Origin of the sequence: Bacillus cereus group sp. BfR-BA-01523, assembly GCF_022662615.1 — a bacterium.
Lineage (GTDB): Bacteria > Bacillota > Bacilli > Bacillales > Bacillaceae_G > Bacillus_A > Bacillus_A mycoides.
On sequence record NZ_JAKUDX010000001.1, the window covers coordinates 360,715 to 380,541 of the forward strand.

Consider the following 19,827-nt stretch of genomic DNA (forward strand, 5'->3'; position numbering starts at 1 on the left):
CAACTCTCCGTTCATTTACCTATTATCCACAAAATAAGTATCATACGCCTTATCAAAAACATATCCTAGCTTTTCAGCTAGTTTAGCAGATGTAGTATTTGCTGCATCCCAGTTTGGATATATCCCTTTTTCTAAACAGTCCAAGATTAACGCTGCACTAACTATAGTTGCTAATCCTTTTCTTTTATGATTGTGATCAGTCTTAAGTTCAATTTCAATGCCATTATCATAAATGCTATACGATGATGCACCGCATACAACTTCTCCTTTGTACAAAATACTATAACCTATACCTCGGTTTATATAATCTTCTACCGATTGAAATTGACTTGTAAAATCTTCAGAAAGCTTATGTAGTGTATAATTATTTGCGATGTGTTCATCTATTCTTCGTAATTCGTATCCTTTTGGAAGCGCTGATATAAAAGATTGTAATTTTGAACGATCAAAAACTTCCGAATTCCGTTTGAATTTATAGCGTAAAAACTTATCTATTTTTCTTTCGTAAAATGTTTCTAAACGCTTTTTCCACTCATCACCATTTACGATTACTAACATTCTATCAGGAATATTACGTAATAATTCTTCTGTTTCTTTCGCATTTGAATCCCCAGTGTAAAATGTGAAAATCCCTACCGTAACTTGCGCTACTGTTGGATTTTCAAGATCGTTTACCCAAGCCTCTCCCATATGTCCTTGTATATAAGACAGTAAAACAACATTATTAAAATCCTTAAACATAGATACTAATTTTTCTCTTGTATGTATATTCGCTTCATATATCATTTACATTCCTGCTTTCGTTAGAATCAATGTACTTCTACTTTTTTTCATAAGTCCTTTTATTCTACGTATAAGCAAACGTCTACTAAACTCCATATAATTATAAATTATTCATAAATATAAAATTATTATAACATCTAATAATTAGTAAATGACTGCCCAGTATAAAGGTTAACAGATAATATACTTAATAATAATTCGCAATCTATAATCTTTTATTATGTAAAAACCCTCAACATTGGTTTAAGGGTTCATTTAAGTATATATGTTATAACTCATTCTTATAAACAAATGATTCTGTTCCTCCATTTTTATATACTTTAGTCAATTTAACAATTGACTTGTACGTATTATTGTCATTCGTTACCATCTTTTTCATCTCTTCTATTTCAGCATTACCAGTTCCACTCACTATTTTTAAACAGTTCGCAATGTTGAAGTATCCACTTGATGCGAAAAGATTAATAAACGTAATATCAGGGAAGTTAATGAACAGTAATCCGAAGTTCAAAGGATTTGAAGCCGTATCCGATAATATCAATCGAAAATCTAATAGTTCTGGCACTTGAACAAAATCTTTAGAAACTATCGCTTCACCTACTATTGTAATTTGCTTTACTACATTCCCAAGTTCATCTGTAAATTCAATACATCTAGGCGCATCAATTGTTTTTGCTTGTAGAGATAAATTCAATTCAGAATTATAAAAGTCGAAAAAGAGTGTACTTCCCTCCGTTAAACAATGTGGACAAACATTTCCAAGGAGACTAAAATCCTCTTCAATAAATTTAACTTTCGCTTTACAACTACACACTTTTCCTATTCGAATCGCATCAATCTTTGAACAATCTACAAAAATAACATCATTGTCCTCTTGTACAAATGACACGATACCTTTGATCTTGTTAAATGAAAGAAAATAGGATACAAAAATTTCCTTTCCGGCTATTACGATACTCTCAACCTTAGTAAAAGGTTCTAGACTTTGTAAAAATTCACATATACTATTTTGACAACATTGACAATTTCGTTTCGGTTCGCAATCCACTTACATTCAATCCCTTCCCTATATGTTTTTATCTAATACACATAATATGAGCGGGATATATGAAAAGTTTGGACAATATAATTTTAACGTAAGGATATAATTAGTTACGCCTAACATCAATATGGAAATTACACCAATAATAAGTAATAACACATAATTTTTACTATAAATACATATAACAATTTCATCTTTCAATGAAAAAGCGTTATAATGAGGTGCAGCCTCTAAGATTACGTAATAAAGGAGATTAAAACAATGACTAAAATTAAAGTATATCAAGTAAAAGAAGAAAATATGGAAGCAGTAAAAAACATCATTGATGTTGAGGAACAAAACCCAACTGCTGAGAACTTACAAAATCTATATACATGTGTATTAGATACTGAAGATATGGCATTACCTGAATCATACGTTGAAGAAGATATCTTAATTGATTCTATGGAAGTTATGGTTAACGCTTCTCAAAGCAAGCTAAGAGACTTAGGTACATATGATGTAATCGAAGTTGAAAACAAAGGTAAGAAAACACAAGTTTTATTATTAGCAGACGAAGAATACGAAATTATCGAAGGCTAATTCGACTCCGTACATAAGAAAAAGCTCCTTTCAAAATTGAAAGGAGCTTTTTCTTTATGCTTTTGATGTTTCACTTTTCACCTTGTTTTGTTCTTTTTTATATACCATGCGCTCATTTCCCATAAAGAAAACGAATACGAACGCTAAACTTGCGGGGACTAACGCCCACATAAATGTCTGAACGATTGAACTAGAGAGAGCTTCAATAATTTTATCTAATATTTGCGGCGGAATTTGAGATCTTGCCGATTCTGATAGAATAGCTCTTGAATCTCCTAAAGCGTTTGTATTCATTCCCCCGCTCATATCTTTAAACGATTCTTCTAATTGATCCTGGAAACCAGTTCTTTGAATCATTCCGAAGATTGTAATACCAAGTGTCATACCTAATGAACGAATGAAGTTACTCGTTGAGGTCGCAGAACCGCGTTGCTCCATACCGAAGTTATGAATAGCAGCCATACTTAGTACAGAGAATGAGAAACCAACTCCAAAACCGATAATAACCATATAAATTGTTAATAATATACGACTTGTTTCTGGCGTTAATGTACTTAATAAGAATAATCCGATTAGCATAATTACAGCAGAAATAATCATAATGTTTCGGTAGCTAAGTTTCGATGTTAAAAATCCGCCTAACTGCGCTGTTACTACTGATCCTAACATCATTGGTAATAACAATAATCCTGAGTTTGTTGCCGTACCACCGTATACACCTTGAATAAATAACGGAATGTACACAGTTGCTGACATAAATGCCGCCCCGTAACATAAGGCAATAATTGTACTCATTCCGAATAGACGTTGTTTAAACATCTCAAATGAAATGATTGGTTCTTCTACTTTTCGTTCAATAACAATAAAAGCAATTACTAAAATAGCGAACCCAGCAAATAAACTTAAAATAAAGCTAGAATCCCAATCATACTTTTGTCCGCCTAATTCTAAGGCGAACATTAAACAAACTACTGCACCAACTAAAGTAATTGCGCCAAACCAATCAATCTTTTGTTCTCTATGAACTCGTGACTCTTTATAAAATAATGTAATAAAAATAAGTGCTAAAATTCCAAGTGGTAAGTTAATATAAAACACCCAGTGCCAGCTAATATAATCCGTAATATATGCGCCAAGTAATGGCCCGAAAATACTTGATAAACCAAATACTGCTCCGAATAAACCACCCATTTTCCCGCGCTTTTCTGGAGGGAAAATATCAAAAACGATAGTAAATGCGATTGGCACTAGTGCCCCACCGCCAATACCTTGAATGGCACGATAAATACCTAACTGTGTAATATTTTCAGCAGTACCACAAAGTGCCGAACCAATCATAAAGACGATTAAACCGAAAATAAAGAATCTCTTTCTACCATACATATCTGATAGTTTACCGAAAATCGGCATACCTGCCATTTCTGCAACCATATATGCGGAAACAACCCATACAAAGTTTTCAAGACCTCCTAAATCACCAACGATTGTTCCCATCGCTGTTACGACAATGGTATTATCCATTGATGCCATTAAAATCCCTAGCAATAAGCCCGCCACAACAAAACCGAGCTTATTATTCTTCTCAACCATAACCTTGCTCTCCCTCATACTACTTATATTTGTTTATGTTCTTTTACGACTGCATTACCTTTCTGATTAAAACTAGTGTGATATTCTACTACACTAATTTCACAGCCAGGGCCAATTATAACATGATTTCCTCTTACTACGTCTGCTATTGTATGTTCTAAATAAATATCATCCCCTTCAATAATTGATGTTTGAAGGCTTCCTGCATGACTTGTAAAAGGAATAAATCTCGCTTTTTTACGTACTGTAATCTTTTTCCCACCGATTTCTCTCACTTTACTTCCTTCATAACGGAGTGAGATTTCAATATTTTCAGCATTAAGCAAACCATCACTTTCAAGACCACCAGTTAGTAATAATTCCTCTACTTCTATATCTCCCTTTACATTTAAAGCGCCTTTCACATCTACGAAATCACCGGATAGCTTCCCTTTAAATTCTATCATACCTCTAACTTTTGTTTTATTAATTTGTCCGTCTCCTTGTACTTGGGCATTGCCATATACTTTTACATATTCCGCCTCCATATTCCCCTGTACTTCACTATCTCCATACACGACATAATTTTTCGCTTTCATATTGCCACGTACTTCACTCGTACCATACGTTTTAAAATCATTACAACTCATATGATTAGAGATTGTTCCTTCGCCGCGTATCTTTACTTTGTTATAATCTCCACCTGCTGAGCTACCTGATCCATTTACAGTAAGACTATGTTGATTTTCCATACCGATTCCTCTCTCCCTTTTAAACTTAAACTTGCTTAATTTCTTTTACATTTGCACTTTTATCAACAGTAAGAACCCCAGTATATTCAATTAGTTCAATCTCACAGTTCGGCCCTACAGTAACATTGTTTCCCCTTACTGTTTTAATGTGAGCATAATCAATATCGATATTGTCACCTTCTAGCAGTTCAGCTTCTAACTGTAAGCCAAATACTGTTTTAAATAGTCTACTAAAAGCACTCAATCTATGTTTTACTTTAATGGTTTGGCCACCAATTTCTTTCGCTCTACATGTACCATGAATATTTATATTAATTTCATCTGCGCTTAATAATCCACCAACTGTAAATTGCCCTTCTGAAGAAAAAATATCAACTTCACAATTACCATCAATCGTCGCTTGACCATTGATTTTAAATTCTTCACCAGTTACATTACCACCTATCGTCCCTTTTCCTGCAATTTTTAAAGTGGTCGCCTTTACATCTTGTGTAATTGTCCCTTTCCCATCGATTCGCATCATTTCCGCACTAACTGTACCCTCAACTTTACCTGATCCGCTAATTCTCGCATCGCTACTTTTCAAATCACCAGTAACAATTCCGTAACCATTACATTCAAATTGGTCGCACTCAACGTTTCCATTAACAGTTCCTTTTCCATTTAGTTGCACTTTATGAAACTCTCCACCGTTTGATGAACCATATCCGTTTATAATTAAATTTTCTGTACGCATTATTTCTCCTCCACTACAACAGTTTAGTTTTTAATGCTTCGGTATATTTCATAATTGCTACACGTAAAACAATCTTTGTTCCCTTTTCAAAAATTAAATCCTCAACGCTTGATACTAAGAAGCACGTAGAAATCCCTAACTTCCGAATAATAACTAAGTCACAATTTTTATGCTTAATCGCTTCATAATTTTCACGTAAAACTTGTAAAACCATTTTCCCTTCTTCTAAGCTAACGTCTCCTGATTGAAGAAGTTCTTCTAACACGTATACATAAAGAATATCTGCAAATTGAAAATCTGCCGTTTTGTTCGTTTGTTCTATAAAAAATTGTAAGACTTGTTCTGATGCAATACCCTTACGTAACAAATCATCCTTTGTTAAAAGAATTTCTGTTACGCTTGGTGAAAACATATTTGCCAATTCATCAAGCGATAGATCCTCTTTCATCGTTTGAATTTTATCAATACGCTCTAATATCTTTTCTTTTGGAAAAAATGTTTCCTGACCTGTGAACGTTGACTTCCGTACAAACCAATCTTCCGGTATTAAATTTTTTCTCTTCCACCTATATAACTGTCCGTATGAAATACCAGCTAGTTCTAATAAATCTTTTTTTGAAATTAAATCTGTACTCAACTGTATGTCACTCCTTCCTGATAACAATGTAACATAACACTGTTACGTTGTAAACGGACTTTTATAACAAGTAGCGTAACAATGTGCAAAACAAACTTCATTTCCATACAAAAAAAGGTTCTTACACATCTTACTAAAATGCATAAGAACCTTTATATATCAAGCCTTAAACCATATTTGATAAAAATCGATCCAACCTTGTGGATTAATCATTATATTTTGCACTTTTTCGTGTGAACTTACTTGCTGTTTGTTACGATATAAAGGAATAATATGAATTTGGCGTAACAATGTGTCTTCAATATCGTGTAACAGTGTCATCCGTTTCTCTAATTGATTCTCTATAAAATAAGACTGCAATACTTCGTTAAATTTTATATTGCTATGTTGATGAATAAAGCTGTTTTTTGTAAGAAACATATATAGTAAACTTTCTTCAATACGCTCACTAATTGTCGCACTATCATGTATTATATCAGCCTTTTGTATCGTACTTGTTTCCAATAACTCTTTTGTTTCAAGAAAAACGACTTCAATAGTGACGCCATACTTCGCACACTCTTTTTGTATCCAATATGAGTCTTCAACATGATCTTGTTCTGTAAATGTATATAGTCGCAGTGTTTCATTACGGTAAGAGCTCTCTTTAATAAGCGTATATATGTCCTCATTTATATGTATAGTGCCACCCTTTGTTAGAACCAATTCTTCTGCTATTTCTCCGCGCGCTCCTTGCAATTCCTCGATAAGCGCATTGCTATGAATGATTTTATATAGAGCTTTCCGAAACATCGTGTTTTGCATAGGTCCTTCTTTTGCGGTATTTAATGTAATGTATGTTACATTCGACTCAAGTCTAGTTAGTTCTTTATGATGCTTTTCTATATTGTTATAGTGTGCTTTCGCTAAAATATCGCACGTATTTACGCTGTGCTCTACATTCCATAATTCAATTCGATCGAGAAATGGTCGCTCGCGAAAATATAAATCATTTGCTTCTAATACGAATACATCCTCATTCTTTTCACATAATCGAAACGGTCCAGTACCGATTAACCTTCCATCTCCATCTTCATTTACAATAGAACACTGTTCTGTACTTAAAGCATGTAAAAACAGCTTATTATATGTAGATAAACGAATCTGCACAATGTAGTCATCAAGAATATGTAAACTTTCAACGTGCTGTAACATCCACGCATGCGGATTATTTTTCGCTTTCAAGAATCGTTTAAATGTATGTACAACGTCATAAGCAGTAAATTCTTTCCTGTTATGAAACTGAACACCTTTTCGTAAGTAGAAGGTCCATATATATTTCTGGTCATCATATTCCCAATAAAACGCAAGTCTTGGCTCTACACTGTTTGAATTTCCGTCTATATACACTAACGTGTCGTATATATGTTTTACCATATGACATTCCGAACGCATCGTAGCGTATACAGGATCTAATGCAATATCTAGATTCATTTGGACTTGCAAACGTAGCACATCTCTTCTCCCTTTAGATGTCCTTTCGACTTGATAACCGAATATCGAATCAATCCACGTTTGAAATTGCGTTTGAAGTGATGGAAAATACGAGCTATATCTTTCAATAAATGCACTTCCACTTTTTACGTCCCCTTGTTTCGTTATTTCTTTTCCTCTTTCTAAAATTAAAGAAAGTGGATGTTTTTGAAATAACAACTTTGAACGATTTCCTCTCCCTCGGCCTGGAAACCACATAATCCAATTAAATTCTTCTAATTTTTTTATGATTAATTTACTATTTCGCTCTGTACAAAATAATGTTTCAGATATATTTTGTATAGTTATTTCTAATTGTTCTCCCTCTGCTCTCCCATTTCCATACTGGAGCCACAGGTGCATATATTGCTCCAAAATAATCATAAAACGCCCCCTAAAAGATGAAAAATCTTCCTCTTTCATTCTACCCTTTTTCATTTCTGGCTTCCATCTTATCATTTCAATATAGAAAGGAGGAAATAAAAATGAAGTATCTTTTAAAACGTTATAATAAGCCTATTCTCATTCGATTGTTCGGTGAATTGTTAGTCCGAACGACTGAAGCGATGTTAGCTATCATTTTTATCGTTCATGTTAATAAAGCGTTAAATGGTAATGTCATCGTTACAATGCTTCTTTTCGGATTACAGCCTCTCGCTGATATTGTGTTTACATTAATCGCTGGGGGTGTAACAGATAAATACGGCCGAAAGAAAATAATGTTACTCGGATTACTTTTACAAGCTTTTGCCGTAAGCGGATTCGTTTTTGCTGAATCGGTCGCCTTTTTCGCCTTATTGTATGTAGTAAATGGTATTGGACGCTCTTTATATATTCCGGCACAGCGAGCACAAATCGCTGACTTAACGAAGGAAGAACAACAGGCAGAAATATTTGCTGTTCTGCATACTACGGGAGCAATCGGCTCTGTAATTGGCCCATTAATCGGCGCCTTTTTCTATACTAGTCACCCTGAGTATTTATTTATTTTGCAAGGTGTAGCCCTTACGCTATATGCTATTCTCATTTGGACGCAGTTTCCTGAAACGGTCCCACTCAGACAAAGCGTTAATAAAACTAAAGAAGTATATTCGCCAAAACAATTTATTTCAAAGCATTATGCTGTGTTTGGACTTATGGTTTCTACACTACCTATTAGTTTTTTCTACGCTCAAACCGAATCGAATTATCGTATATTCGCTGAAAGTGTATTTCCAAATTTTCTATTCATACTTGTATTTATCTCAACTTGTAAAGCTGTCATGGAAGTGATTCTCCAAATTTTCCTTGTGAAATGGTCTGAACGATTTTCTATGCCTAAAATCATTGTTATTTCCTATACTTGCTATACGTTAGCTGCGATTGGCTACGGTTATTCCACAACCATATGGTCATTATTTTTAACACTACTCTTTTTAGTAATTGGAGAAAGTATTGCTTTAAATCATTTACTACGATTCGTTTCACAAATGGCTCCAAGTCATAGACGTGGATTGTACTTTTCTATTTACGGTATACATTGGGATATTTCAAGGACTTGCGGGCCTTTTGTAGGTGCATTGTTATTAAGTAAATTAAGCGGTAGTACTCTATTTTATATTTGTGCCTTCTTATTAGTAATCGGTGGTATCATTCAAGCTTTTTTTGTTCAATCGTTAGAAAGAAACAAAACAAAAGAGCTGTCCCTATAGGAACAGCTCTTCATTTAACCTGCCATTTTATTAATACTATCCTCCGGTGAGAACACAGAAATGTGATCTACTTTACCAGTAGATTTCGGAATAACGAATTTCAACTCAAACTGATTATTTACTTTATAATTGTATATTTTATCATTACCGTTGACTTTAACAGACGCTGGTTTTCCTAAAGCCTTTTCGATTTCTTGCAACGTAATCGATTTGAGTTCTGAATGATATGAGCGAACGTCAAAGACTTGAGATCCTTTGTTAAAGCCAAATGCTACATTTTTACTTGTAAAAGTTGCATAAATCCCGTTGCCTGCTTGATCAGTTTTATCTGCTTTTCCCCACTCTTTTTCTATTTCCTCGATGTCACCTGTATGCGCTGCATATGGTACGTTAGGTACTTTACCTTCTTTCGCTTGCTCAAATAAATCTTTTACATGGTTAATTGATTTTTGATTAAGCACTGTATTTTTCGTATTAGACTCCGTTGAAGGTTTTACCGAATCATGACCTTTTGGTTTTTCCACAGGTTCTTTCTCTTTTTTGGGAGCAGTCTCTTCATTCTTTTTACCCGTTTCTGAAGTATCACTCTTTTTTTCCGTACTATTTTCTGATGTTGAATTAGTTTGCTTCTTTTCCTCAACGTTAGTACATGCGGTTAAAGCCGCTACACACGTTAAAGTTAGAAAAAATATAAGTACTTTCATATATACTTTCATCATTTTCAGCCTCCCTCTTCAACATATTCACTTTTGTAACCATTCCATTACACTACTCTTTAAATTATTTTTAGTCCAAAAAGTAAGTGCTTCGCTTTCCCCAAAAGTATTCACAATATACTCCATATACGATGTTCCTAAAAAATAACCGAGTCGGTTGCATCCGAAATAAGTCCCTCCTGATAAACGGAACCATTCTTTTTCTTTTTCATCTGTCCACCCTTTAACATAATCTTGTAAAAAATGTTTCTTAATATGATCTTTATGTTCTTCATAGCAATACAACCAATCGTCACCATCATTATCATATGAATAATAGACTGATTTACTTAATCCTTTAGCTATTCTTTGCGATAAATATGTCGCGACCCCCTCACGATATAAACTAACCGCTGCATCAGTCCATTGTGCTTTAGTCCAATCCATTCCACTCTCTTGCAATACGAAATTATGATATATATGACCAATTTCATGAGCAACGATAACACGAAGATGCTCCCTTTCAGGAGATAATTTTTCTGCCGAAAGAAATATATCCCCAATAATATCTCTTTCTACAAATGCATTGGAGCCAAACCCACCTACAAATAGATGAAAAGTCAAATCTATATTAAAACCAAATTGAATGTGATACTCCTCACTAATTTCTTGAATAATAGATGGTAAAGTTTCCGAAATAATACGGATGTCTTTTAGTTTTTCAGGATATTTTTTAATTGCACTAGAAAGACGGTCTTCCGTCTTAGGACAATGATAATTAAAATACTCTTCAAATGCTTCTGGATACATATCATAATATTTGTCCAAGTCATGTAATCCTATATCATCGCTTTCCAAAAGCTTCAAAAAGCTTGGAATTGTATTGTTAATCATCTTATTCATCTCCTTGTATACACCTTCTCTCCATACTCGCTATATCCTTTTTGTAACTTGAATTAAACTGCTACAAAATCTCCTTTAAATGCAAAAAACCAGCAGAAAGTGAATACTCAGTCTCTGCTGGTTTAATGTTTTGTTCCTTCTGAATCTTATTCAAATCATTTGTCATGATCAGAAATCCATTAAGATTAACTATTTATATAATTAAAAAAGCTGTCCTATTAAAGGACAGCTTCAATTATGTATTTTTATACTTCGATAGATTTACCATCTTCAACGATATGGTAAAGTAAGTGCGCTAAATGATGAATTGGACCATTTTCTTCCTCTTCTTCATTTGTCTCACCTTGGAATTCAAGATCATTTAAGTATAGTGCTAAAAATTGATAGAACAATTTCAAATCAAATCCGTAGCAAGCACTTGGTTCTTCATGATCTCCTTCATATTGTAACATTAAGTATTGCTCGTTTCCTTCTGTATCTTCAGCATCAAAGAATACGAAGAAACCAACGTTTGTATCTAAATCAAATAGATGACGAGTACCTTTTTCTGTTGCTTTCTCGAAGTCCTCTTCACTTAATTTATGTACTGTTGTTGCCTTTGCATTATCCTCTTGATGAAAATTTACTGTAAATGATTTCAATGCTGACACCTCCTGATTGTATAACAGTAGCATAACAGATTAGACAACATAATACAAAGGGACTGCTTACAAATGTAAACAGTCCCCTGTATTCATTTCCGCATTGCACGGAATATAAAGCTTACGATGAAAATCAAAACAATCGCGCCTATTAAAGCCGGAACAATCGCATATCCGCCTATAACAGGTCCGAATTTACCAAGTAACGCTGTACCAAGCCAAGAACCGACAATACCTGCAATAATATTACCGATTACACCGCCAGGTACATCCTTCCCAGTAATTAAACTTGCAAACCATCCTAATATACCACCAACGATTAAAGACCAAATCATATCATTTCCTCCTTTATAATTGATCAATAAAAATTATAATCAGAAACAATTGCTTACCATTAGTTATGTTACATTTTTCGTAAGTTATTCGTCTTATGAAAATCATTCAAATCTGCTTACCCTTTTAAGGACAATCTGGCTTCAATATTGTTCTCATAAATTCGTCTTTAAACGCTTGATAATTAAATTCAACGGCAATTTTTTGTATAGGACGATTATCAAACGTCGTTGGCTCAGCTATTTTTCTAAAATCTGCAACACTTTGACCTCTCGTTACATCATTCGTCGTACTAATCCAAACTGCTGATTTTTTATATTCAAAAATATCATCATTTATAAATGAAATGAACGGAAGTAAATCGTGAATCGGACTCCCAGCAATACCTGGATATTCTTTTTTGTAAAAGTTCTCGTAATAAAAATCGATCATTGGCTTTATGAGTTTCGCCTGCCCTGTTCCTTCTTTATCAATAATATCGACCATTTCAGGGGTGATAAGAGCACGCTGCGTTACATTTAGCGGATATATTGTAGCATTCTGCGCATATTTCATAACGATATTCGCGGCAATTGGATCACCGTAAAAATTAGCTTCTGATACAGGTGTAACGTTTCCCGGAAATAGAAAAGCACCGCCCATTATATAATAAGAACATATTCGATTCATTAAATTGGGGTACAATAAAAATAATGTTGCAAGTGTTGTTAATCGTCCCGTCGCGACTATAATAATATCTTCTGGACAAGGCTCAATTAATTTAATCAATTCACAAAAATTTTCTCTGTCACAAATTCTCATTTTCGGTGGAATAATTGGACCTAAACCGTGATCCCCATGAATTTCAGGGAAAAACAAAGGTTCTTCAGCTGTCATCGGTCTACTGGCACCTTCGATAATCTTTACTTTTGTAGCATAGTATCTTTCTAAAAAATAAACATTTTCTGTAACAATTTCTCTTGATACATTTCCATACTCTGCAACGATACCTATAATATCTAATTTGCATGTTTTATTCGCATAAATTAACGTCACTGCATCATCAATACCAAAATCTCCGAAAAAGATTATTTTTTTATTAACTTTTCTCACCCCTCTCCAGCATAATCTACTATTATTATTATGCGAAAAAGACAAGGCGGTGAAACAGAGATAATTAAAAAAGCCGCCTATTTATTGGCGACTTCAATCTTTTTATAAGATAAATATGCTAGTACACTTTTGCTTGAATCATATTTCGGATTATTCCCTTTTCTCGGTTCTCTCATATGTGTTTTTTCAAACCCAGGAATGTCAGGCATTTTCTCTAAAAATTCAAGCATCTCTTCCTCAGTTCCCTCAATACGTACACGAATCATTATTACTATTCCTCAATTCTCATTTTCTCTGTACTAAGTATATCGTACATCAGAAAGACTGCAAGAAATTTATCTTTTTAATGTTGAACTTTTTTTACATACGAACAGTGCCATTTCAGTATAAAACGATTCTATTTTATTGTTTCCAAATTGAATTTTGAAAAATTCTTGCATTTCATTTGATGTTTTCATCATACACTCTGTTAACTTTACACGTTTTTGCATAGGAACATCCATCATATCGCACCACCAATCAAAATCGAACTTCTTGTCAAAAGTATGACATGACTGCATTTGCAAACCATGTTTTTCTAATAAAGTAATCCATTCTGTTTTTTTCAAAGCTCGTTCATGGCTTGGATCTCTCTTCTTTTCGATAAAGTTATAAAATGTATCAAACTCATTATTTTCTGGTGAAACGTTATCAATTAATATAAATAATCCATTATCTTCTAACGTTCGATTTACTTCAAAAATAAATTGCAAAGGATCAACAAAGTGATGTGCTGCAATTCGGCATGTAATTGTATCAAAGGAATCATCAGCAAACGGTAACCTTTCTGCATGTCCTGCTACAAATGATACATTTTCATGTCCGTTCCCTTCTATAAAACCTTTTGCTTTTTCTAACATTTTTTCTGTTAAATCAAGAGCGACTACCTCTTTGAACATTGGGGCTAACAAATTAGCAACATGTCCACCACCAGTAGCAATATCAAGAAGACGATTATTAAGACGAGTTTCAACTTGCTGAACTACATATTGTAAATCCAGTCCTTTTGCATGAATTTTACTTTTCACATACTTCTCTGCATTACTACCAAATTGTTGTTTCACAAGTTCTTCTTTACTCACTTTTATCATCTTCTTTCTATAAAGTATTATATTTAATTTATAAGTTCTCTTTATATAATTTCAAATCCTCTTTTAGTTTAGTCTCGTCTCTTGTATTAGAGACCTTCTACCAAAAAAATTTAACTCTTTTATTTTTAGGCACAAAACAAAAAAGGTTATGGGGAATTATCCCACACCCCCGCAAAGTATCTCTTATATTTGAGAATCTTCTTACACGTCTAAATAACTTAATCCCCTTGTAACTTCACAATAACTTCTACTTCGCTATTAGTAGCCTCTCTTGCATGCAATCCATATTGGTCCATGCCAATCCATATCCACCCAGGACTATCATAAAGAATATCTATGTTGAAATGCTTCAACTTAGTAAGCTCTGACCTAATAAATTTATCCCTACTAGCGATTTCCTTATCAAGCAAGCCATATTCTTTCCCATTTTCAAATAGCGCTATCATCTTTCCTGCAAGTGGATGTATACGAACAATAAAGTGATATTCTTTTTCATTTATATTCGCTACAATCGTACTAGAATCAGGTACATCACATCTAGAATTCGGCATATTCATATCGGTCAGCTCCTTTATTGATTTCATCAATATCATAACATATTAATATTTTGATATTATTAATATAATGTAAAAAATATAAAAGCTGACTTTCCTTTAGAAATCAGCTTTTACACATTGTTTATCTTTAAACTTTTTACAAATTTTATAATGTTTCTTTCTCTTCATCATTTCCAGAAACTAAATCTCCTAAAACATCCACCGTAACTTCAACTACAAATTCACAAATCCCTGCTACAACTTCTCCAATTACTTCCTCCATCTTTCTACCCCCTTGTTTTATGGAACCTATTTGTAGTATAGAAGATACTGGTTAATTTTAACTATCGGCAAAGGTGACAAAAACATTACAGATTTGTAAGCTATTTCAATGTTTTTTTGAATTTATACTTCTCCCCTTTGAAACTTTAAGTATTATTAACAACCAGATAGGTCATCATAATATAAAGTATTTAAGAATCCTAATTTAAAGGAGGCGTGTAAAATATACTACGTAAAATTAATTAAAGGTCAATCTTTCTATGCTTTTGATCAACGATTCTTAGTGTCTCATGAAGAAGAGGTTTCGGAAAAAATTTTTAATTACTTACGCCGGAATGAATTCTTCGAAGTACGTAAAGAAGAATATTCCGCCTAAAGTATGAAAAGCATCAAAAAATGACTCTCATAATTGGGATTTTTTCTTGATGCTTTTATATTATCTCCCTTTATTCAACATTACTCCTCAATTCTCTTAAAATCTTATAGTATATGTCCAAGCTAATTCATCGTTACCTTCATATTTTAGTATATGAGGAGGTGACGAATATGACTCATATCATTGATTATCAAGCTACTCAACCTTTAAATAAAACAGGTGAAACAACTTTTGTAATTCCCCATTCCCCAGAAAAAGCAATTCTAGCAAGTATTAAATTAAAAATTTCAAGAAGAGATTCACGTAATAATCGAGTAGAATTAATTGCTACAGTTGGGGTTAAAGGTATAACTGAGATTTCACAAGTTTTATTCCGAATTTTCCGTGACAATACAGAAATCTTCAACGCTCAAGTAGGGATTGAATCTACAGATTCTGAGCAATTTTACGCGCAAACATTTCAAGCTATAGATCAAAATGTTAGCTGCGGGACTCACGAGTATTCATTAACTGTAGAAAACCTTACTAGTGGTGCAAGTGCAGACATTGTTGGTCCTCTGTCTTTTAGCGGCTTAGCTATTGGACAAGATCATAAGTGTTGCTAATTTAATCTATTTTGGTTTTTTGAGAAAAGTAAGACGTATTATCTGCGTTCTTACTTTTTTTATTTTCCCCACACTTACCTTCCCTTTGAATTTACTTGTGAATTTTTTGTATTTTTAGTTACCCATTGTATCACTTAATTCATCATTTTTTTACAAATCAAAAAGATTGAAATTCACTAATGAAACACGTAATATAGACTCTGACTCTAAAAAAAGCGCGTTAAAAAATAATGAATAAATTAGGAGGTTTTATATACGAGTTGTTAATTTTAAAAGACTGAGAGGTTTAAATTATGTGGCGTAATAAAAATGTTTGGATCGTATTAATTGGGGAGTTTATTGCTGGTCTAGGGTTATGGCTTGGTATTCTTGGTAATCTTGAATTTATGCAAAAATACGTCCCTTCTGATTTTATGAAATCCGTTATATTATTTATCGGACTGTTAGCTGGTGTTCTAGTCGGTCCAATGGCTGGGCGTGTCATTGATCAATATGAAAAAAAGAAAGTTCTTCTTTACGCTGGATTTGGTCGTGTTATTAGTGTTATTTTCATGTTTTTCGCTATTCAATATGAAAGTATCGCTTTCATGATTGCATTTATGATTGCACTTCAAATTTCCGCGGCATTTTATTTCCCTGCATTACAATCTGTAATTCCACTCATCGTTAATGAACATGAGCTATTACAAATGAACGGTGTACATATGAATATCGGTACAATCGCTCGTATTGCAGGTACTTCACTAGGTGGCATTCTTTTAGTTGTAATGAGTTTACAGTATATGTATGCCTTCTCAATGGCAGCATACGCTTTATTATTCCTCTCAACTTTCTTCCTACAATTTGAAGATAAAAAATCCGCTACATCAAGTAAACAATCAGCTAAAGATAATAGTTTTATGGAAGTATTTCGTATTTTAAAAGGAATTCCTATTGCTTTTACAGCACTTATATTAAGTATTATCCCTCTATTATTTATAGCTGGATTCAATTTAATGGTTATTAACATTAGCGAAATGCAACATGACCCAACGATTAAAGGATTCATATATACAATTGAAGGTGTAGCATTTATGTTAGGTGCCTTCGTTATTAAACGTTTATCTGATCATTTCAAACCTGAAAAGTTACTATACTTCTTCGCAATTTGTACCGCTTTTGCACACCTTTCGTTGTTCTTTAGCGATATTAAATGGATGGCACTTGCCTCATTTGGTTTGTTTGGATTTAGTGTAGGCTGCTTCTTCCCTATTATGTCGACAATTTTCCAAACGAAAGTCGAAAAAAGCTATCACGGACGTCTCTTCTCATTCCGTAATATGTTTGAAAGAGTTATGTTCCAAATTGTCTTACTTGGAACTGGCTTCTTCTTAGATACGATTGGGTTACAATATATGGTTCTCATCTTCGGAGTTATTTCATTGTTGATTATTTTTATTTCCTTATCTAAGCAGAAACAATTTGAAAAACAAACGTCACAATCTGCGAATTTATAAAACTAATACTTTTTAAGAATGGATCCCGTATTATACTGGGTCCATTCTTTTTGAATTTCTAGGATTAAAATCTATTTTCTTTATGTAGTTCAAATATTTAAAGGATTATCCCCTACTACTTTCGAATAAAATAAATTATAGATTTTTCAAAAAGGAGCTGTGGAAATGTCTGATGGCATCCAATTATTAATTATCCTTCTTTTTTCATTGATCATGTTTGGCGTCCTTAATTTTTTAGCCATTTCCTTATCTCAAAATAACTTTAAAAGAAGGATTGTTGCAGGTTTCCTATTTTTATTGTTAACTCCCATTATTTTTTTGACTACTACAGCATTCACCTCTATATTCGATAAAGGTGGTTTGGGAGCAGCTAACCTAGTCTTCGTTATTGTAAATGTATATATTGTAAATGGAATTGTCATTCTTCTTTCCGCTTCATTTATCCTCAAAAAACATAACATAAGATAGAGAACTAGGCATGAATCTAGCATTACACTAGATTCATGCCTTTTTATTTTGAAAATCTCACCTTTCTTCAAATTTTTATGTGAAATTTAATAATTCTTTATAAAAATTTAAACTTTATTTTTTACAATATTCCTATCGTATTCGCACGTTTATAAAAACTAATAAGAAAGGAGTACACAATGAAAAAGTTTCTATTTATTTTCCCTATATTAATCGTTCTACTTAGTGGATGTAGCAATAATGATATATACGGCTCTTGGGAAGTCATTGATAATAAAAAAGGTGAATGCCCTGTATATTATAAATTTGAAACAGTTGTAAAAGAAGAAAAGAAAGAAAAGGTTGTTCACAATTTAGTGGAAATGCAAACAACAAATAAAAAAGAGGATTTATTTAAAGGATCGTTTGTTAAAAATTCTAACGTGTATCGTATTGATTATGGTAACTCGTTTACATCGGATCAATCTTTAAAAGTTGTCGATAATAAATTAAATGTATACTTTTTTACAACTGAAAAAACATGTACATACAAAAAAACAAACAAATAATCTTCATTTATAACGTGGAAAATATTTTCTGCGTTATTTTTATTTCCCCCTTACTATCCTCCCTCTAAATTTGTCAATCGTTTTAATTTTCATAAAAAAATGATAAAATGTGAACATGTGTTTTCAGAATAATTAAAAATACAGAAAGAAAACACTGTTTTTAGGAGGGGTTTTGATGACTTATACATTAGCAACTAGAATGAAAGCATTCCAGTCTTCTATATTTAGTGAATTAGGGGCCTATAAAAAAGAGAAAATTGCAGCAGGTCATAAAATGATTGATTTAAGTATCGGGAATCCCGATATGCCTCCTGCTGATTTCGTAAGAGAAGCAATGGTACATACGGCGAGTGAAAAAGAAAGCTATGGATACACATTAACAGGCATACAAGAATTTCACGAAGCTGTAACTGAATATTACAACAACACTCATAACGTTATATTAAATGCTGAAAAAGAAGTTTTATTATTAATGGGTTCACAAGACGGACTCGTTCATTTACCGATGGTTTTTGCAAATCCGGGAGATATTATATTAGTTCCTGATCCAGGATATACGGCTTATGAAACAGGAATTCAAATGGCCGGCGCAACATCTTACTACATGCCATTAAAGAAAGAAAATGATTTCTTACCTAACTTAGAAGTTATCCCTGAAGAAATCGCCAATAAAGCAAATATGATGATTTTGAACTTCCCAGGAAATCCAGTTCCAGCAATGGCACATGAAGATTTCTTTAAAGATGTAATCGCATTCGCGAAAAAACATAATATTATCGTTGTCCATGATTTTGCTTATGCTGAATTTTATTTTGATGGCCAAAAGCCAATTAGCTTCTTATCTGTACCTGGCGCAAAAGAAGTTGGCGTTGAAATTAATTCTTTATCTAAAAGTTATAGTTTAGCTGGTAGCCGTATTGGTTATATGATTGGTAACGAAGAAATCGTCGGTGCGCTTACGCAATTTAAGTCTAATACAGATTACGGCGTGTTTTTACCAATTCAAAAAGCTGCATCCGCTGCATTGCGACACGGCGCTTCGTTTTGTGAGAAAAACCGTGGAATTTACCAAGAACGTAGAGATACTTTAGTAGATGGATTCCGCCAATTTGGTTGGAATGTCGATAAACCAGCTGGAAGTATGTTCGTTTGGGCTGAAATTCCGAAAGGATGGACCTCTTTAGAGTTCGCTTATGCACTTATGGATCGTGCGAATGTCGTTGTCACACCAGGTCATGCATTTGGTCCTCATGGCGAAGGTTTTGTTCGTATTGCACTCGTTCAAGATAAAAAAGTGTTACAACAAGTTGTTGAAAACATTAGAAATAGTGGTATTTTTTCTCTTGAAAAAGTAAATGAATTAGTTAAAAATTAATGATAACTCCCCTGCTTAACTGTAGCAGGGGTATTATTATTAT

General features: G+C 33.3%; 23 protein-coding genes. 8 read left to right on the forward strand and 15 right to left on the reverse strand.

Features of this window, described 5'->3' with window-relative positions; genetic code table 11:
* Window positions 1–15: 15 nt before the first annotated feature.
* Together MR066_RS01835 and MR066_RS01840 are read right to left on the reverse strand one after the other, a co-directional pair.
* The gene (locus tag MR066_RS01835; RefSeq protein WP_215586444.1) at window positions 16–786 is read right to left on the reverse strand and encodes a GNAT family N-acetyltransferase; all 771 of its coding nucleotides are present in this window, start codon (window positions 784–786) and stop codon (window positions 16–18) included.
* 265 nt (window positions 787–1,051) lie between these two features.
* Window positions 1,052–1,831 (reverse strand): BC_2878 family exosporium-associated protein, encoded by a 780-nt coding sequence (locus tag MR066_RS01840; RefSeq protein WP_242245747.1) that lies wholly within the window; start codon window positions 1,829–1,831, stop codon window positions 1,052–1,054.
* Window positions 1,832–2,086: 255 nt separating this feature from the next.
* Here MR066_RS01840 and MR066_RS01845 point away from each other — a divergent pair, with 255 nt between their 5' ends.
* The gene (locus MR066_RS01845; protein ID WP_215586446.1) at window positions 2,087–2,407 is read left to right on the forward strand and encodes a hypothetical protein; all 321 of its coding nucleotides are present in this window, start codon (window positions 2,087–2,089) and stop codon (window positions 2,405–2,407) included.
* Window positions 2,408–2,461: 54 nt separating this feature from the next.
* On the opposite strand, the gene MR066_RS01850 is transcribed toward MR066_RS01845, so the two are convergent.
* The 5 genes from MR066_RS01850 to MR066_RS01870 all read right to left on the reverse strand — a co-directional run bounded on the left by MR066_RS01850 (window position 2,462) and on the right by MR066_RS01870 (window position 8,036).
* The gene (locus MR066_RS01850) at window positions 2,462–3,997 is read right to left on the reverse strand and encodes an MDR family MFS transporter (RefSeq protein ID WP_193653674.1); all 1,536 of its coding nucleotides are present in this window, start codon (window positions 3,995–3,997) and stop codon (window positions 2,462–2,464) included.
* Window positions 3,998–4,020: 23 nt separating this feature from the next.
* Window positions 4,021–4,728, reverse strand: coding sequence for a polymer-forming cytoskeletal protein (locus tag MR066_RS01855; RefSeq protein WP_016101229.1), 708 nt, complete (start codon window positions 4,726–4,728; stop codon window positions 4,021–4,023).
* A 25-nt stretch (window positions 4,729–4,753) separates the two neighbouring features.
* Complete coding sequence (locus MR066_RS01860; RefSeq protein WP_002189907.1) at window positions 4,754–5,464, reverse strand: bactofilin family protein; 711 nt, start codon at window positions 5,462–5,464, stop codon at window positions 4,754–4,756.
* A 13-nt stretch (window positions 5,465–5,477) separates the two neighbouring features.
* Window positions 5,478–6,101 carry a YhbD family protein gene (locus MR066_RS01865; protein WP_215586447.1) on the reverse strand — a complete coding sequence of 208 codons (624 nt, stop codon included), beginning with the start codon at window positions 6,099–6,101 and terminating at the stop codon, window positions 5,478–5,480.
* Between the two features lie 159 nt (window positions 6,102–6,260).
* The gene (locus MR066_RS01870; protein WP_215587943.1) at window positions 6,261–8,036 is read right to left on the reverse strand and encodes an SgrR family transcriptional regulator; all 1,776 of its coding nucleotides are present in this window, start codon (window positions 8,034–8,036) and stop codon (window positions 6,261–6,263) included.
* Between the two features lie 62 nt (window positions 8,037–8,098).
* Here MR066_RS01870 and MR066_RS01875 point away from each other — a divergent pair, with 62 nt between their 5' ends.
* Window positions 8,099–9,304: an MDR family MFS transporter gene (locus MR066_RS01875; RefSeq protein ID WP_215586448.1), complete on the forward strand. Its 1,206-nt coding sequence runs from the start codon at window positions 8,099–8,101 to the stop codon at window positions 9,302–9,304.
* A 14-nt stretch (window positions 9,305–9,318) separates the two neighbouring features.
* Here the strand turns inward: MR066_RS01875 and MR066_RS01880 are convergent, their stop codons facing one another.
* The 8 genes from MR066_RS01880 to MR066_RS01915 form a co-directional block, all read right to left on the reverse strand.
* Entirely contained in the window at window positions 9,319–10,023 is a 705-nt protein-coding gene (locus tag MR066_RS01880) for a YjgB family protein (protein WP_215586449.1), read from the reverse strand.
* Between the two features lie 24 nt (window positions 10,024–10,047).
* On the reverse strand, window positions 10,048–10,893 hold the full coding sequence (locus MR066_RS01885; RefSeq protein WP_215586450.1) for a DUF5700 domain-containing putative Zn-dependent protease: 846 nt from the start codon (window positions 10,891–10,893) through the stop codon (window positions 10,048–10,050).
* A 254-nt stretch (window positions 10,894–11,147) separates the two neighbouring features.
* Complete coding sequence (locus tag MR066_RS01890) at window positions 11,148–11,543, reverse strand: hypothetical protein (RefSeq protein ID WP_002084959.1); 396 nt, start codon at window positions 11,541–11,543, stop codon at window positions 11,148–11,150.
* Between the two features lie 92 nt (window positions 11,544–11,635).
* Window positions 11,636–11,878: a GlsB/YeaQ/YmgE family stress response membrane protein gene (locus MR066_RS01895; RefSeq protein WP_002013368.1), complete on the reverse strand. Its 243-nt coding sequence runs from the start codon at window positions 11,876–11,878 to the stop codon at window positions 11,636–11,638.
* A gap of 124 nt (window positions 11,879–12,002) precedes the next feature.
* On the reverse strand, window positions 12,003–12,968 hold the full coding sequence (locus tag MR066_RS01900) for a nucleoside hydrolase (RefSeq protein WP_215586451.1): 966 nt from the start codon (window positions 12,966–12,968) through the stop codon (window positions 12,003–12,005).
* Between the two features lie 77 nt (window positions 12,969–13,045).
* Window positions 13,046–13,234: a DUF3970 family protein gene (locus MR066_RS01905; RefSeq protein ID WP_002013371.1), complete on the reverse strand. Its 189-nt coding sequence runs from the start codon at window positions 13,232–13,234 to the stop codon at window positions 13,046–13,048.
* 69 nt (window positions 13,235–13,303) lie between these two features.
* The gene (locus MR066_RS01910; protein WP_242245748.1) at window positions 13,304–14,089 is read right to left on the reverse strand and encodes a class I SAM-dependent methyltransferase; all 786 of its coding nucleotides are present in this window, start codon (window positions 14,087–14,089) and stop codon (window positions 13,304–13,306) included.
* 227 nt (window positions 14,090–14,316) lie between these two features.
* Window positions 14,317–14,655: a hypothetical protein gene (locus MR066_RS01915; protein ID WP_016101211.1), complete on the reverse strand. Its 339-nt coding sequence runs from the start codon at window positions 14,653–14,655 to the stop codon at window positions 14,317–14,319.
* 484 nt (window positions 14,656–15,139) lie between these two features.
* Between MR066_RS01915 and MR066_RS01920 the strand changes: the two genes are divergently transcribed.
* The 6 genes from MR066_RS01920 to MR066_RS01945 all read left to right on the forward strand — a co-directional run bounded on the left by MR066_RS01920 (window position 15,140) and on the right by MR066_RS01945 (window position 19,784).
* On the forward strand, window positions 15,140–15,292 hold the full coding sequence (locus MR066_RS01920; RefSeq protein WP_078179002.1) for a YqbF domain-containing protein: 153 nt from the start codon (window positions 15,140–15,142) through the stop codon (window positions 15,290–15,292).
* 170 nt (window positions 15,293–15,462) lie between these two features.
* Complete coding sequence (gene exsC, locus MR066_RS01925; RefSeq protein ID WP_002165595.1) at window positions 15,463–15,897, forward strand: exosporium protein ExsC; 435 nt, start codon at window positions 15,463–15,465, stop codon at window positions 15,895–15,897.
* Window positions 15,898–16,190: 293 nt separating this feature from the next.
* Window positions 16,191–17,393, forward strand: a complete 1,203-nt coding sequence (locus tag MR066_RS01930) for an MFS transporter (RefSeq protein ID WP_215586454.1) — start codon at window positions 16,191–16,193, stop codon at window positions 17,391–17,393.
* 165 nt (window positions 17,394–17,558) lie between these two features.
* Complete coding sequence (locus tag MR066_RS01935; protein ID WP_002136836.1) at window positions 17,559–17,861, forward strand: hypothetical protein; 303 nt, start codon at window positions 17,559–17,561, stop codon at window positions 17,859–17,861.
* A 179-nt stretch (window positions 17,862–18,040) separates the two neighbouring features.
* Complete coding sequence (locus MR066_RS01940; RefSeq protein ID WP_002065911.1) at window positions 18,041–18,409, forward strand: hypothetical protein; 369 nt, start codon at window positions 18,041–18,043, stop codon at window positions 18,407–18,409.
* Between the two features lie 175 nt (window positions 18,410–18,584).
* A complete protein-coding gene (locus MR066_RS01945) occupies window positions 18,585–19,784 on the forward strand; it encodes an LL-diaminopimelate aminotransferase (protein ID WP_242245749.1) in 1,200 nt (399 codons plus the stop codon).
* Window positions 19,785–19,827 lie beyond the last annotated feature (43 nt).

Excerpts from the sequence above, each read along its gene's own strand:
- MR066_RS01835 (WP_215586444.1), bottom strand. The coding sequence starts at position 786 with ATGATATATGAAGCGAATATACATACAAGAGAAAAATTAGTATCTATG.
- MR066_RS01845 (WP_215586446.1), top strand. The coding sequence starts at position 2,087 with ATGACTAAAATTAAAGTATATCAAGTAAAAGAAGAAAATATGGAAGCA.
- MR066_RS01850 (WP_193653674.1), bottom strand. The coding sequence starts at position 3,997 with ATGGTTGAGAAGAATAATAAGCTCGGTTTTGTTGTGGCGGGCTTATTG.
- MR066_RS01855 (WP_016101229.1), bottom strand. The coding sequence starts at position 4,728 with ATGGAAAATCAACATAGTCTTACTGTAAATGGATCAGGTAGCTCAGCA.
- MR066_RS01860 (WP_002189907.1), bottom strand. The coding sequence starts at position 5,464 with ATGCGTACAGAAAATTTAATTATAAACGGATATGGTTCATCAAACGGT.
- MR066_RS01870 (WP_215587943.1), bottom strand. The coding sequence starts at position 8,036 with ATGAAAGAGGAAGATTTTTCATCTTTTAGGGGGCGTTTTATGATTATT.
- MR066_RS01875 (WP_215586448.1), top strand. The coding sequence starts at position 8,099 with ATGAAGTATCTTTTAAAACGTTATAATAAGCCTATTCTCATTCGATTG.
- MR066_RS01880 (WP_215586449.1), bottom strand. The coding sequence starts at position 10,023 with ATGATGAAAGTATATATGAAAGTACTTATATTTTTTCTAACTTTAACG.
- MR066_RS01885 (WP_215586450.1), bottom strand. The coding sequence starts at position 10,893 with ATGATTAACAATACAATTCCAAGCTTTTTGAAGCTTTTGGAAAGCGAT.
- MR066_RS01895 (WP_002013368.1), bottom strand. The coding sequence starts at position 11,878 with ATGATTTGGTCTTTAATCGTTGGTGGTATATTAGGATGGTTTGCAAGT.
- MR066_RS01905 (WP_002013371.1), bottom strand. The coding sequence starts at position 13,234 with ATGATTCGTGTACGTATTGAGGGAACTGAGGAAGAGATGCTTGAATTT.
- MR066_RS01915 (WP_016101211.1), bottom strand. The coding sequence starts at position 14,655 with ATGAATATGCCGAATTCTAGATGTGATGTACCTGATTCTAGTACGATT.
- exsC (WP_002165595.1), top strand. The coding sequence starts at position 15,463 with ATGACTCATATCATTGATTATCAAGCTACTCAACCTTTAAATAAAACA.
- MR066_RS01930 (WP_215586454.1), top strand. The coding sequence starts at position 16,191 with ATGTGGCGTAATAAAAATGTTTGGATCGTATTAATTGGGGAGTTTATT.
- MR066_RS01935 (WP_002136836.1), top strand. The coding sequence starts at position 17,559 with ATGTCTGATGGCATCCAATTATTAATTATCCTTCTTTTTTCATTGATC.
- MR066_RS01940 (WP_002065911.1), top strand. The coding sequence starts at position 18,041 with ATGAAAAAGTTTCTATTTATTTTCCCTATATTAATCGTTCTACTTAGT.
- MR066_RS01945 (WP_242245749.1), top strand. The coding sequence starts at position 18,585 with ATGACTTATACATTAGCAACTAGAATGAAAGCATTCCAGTCTTCTATA.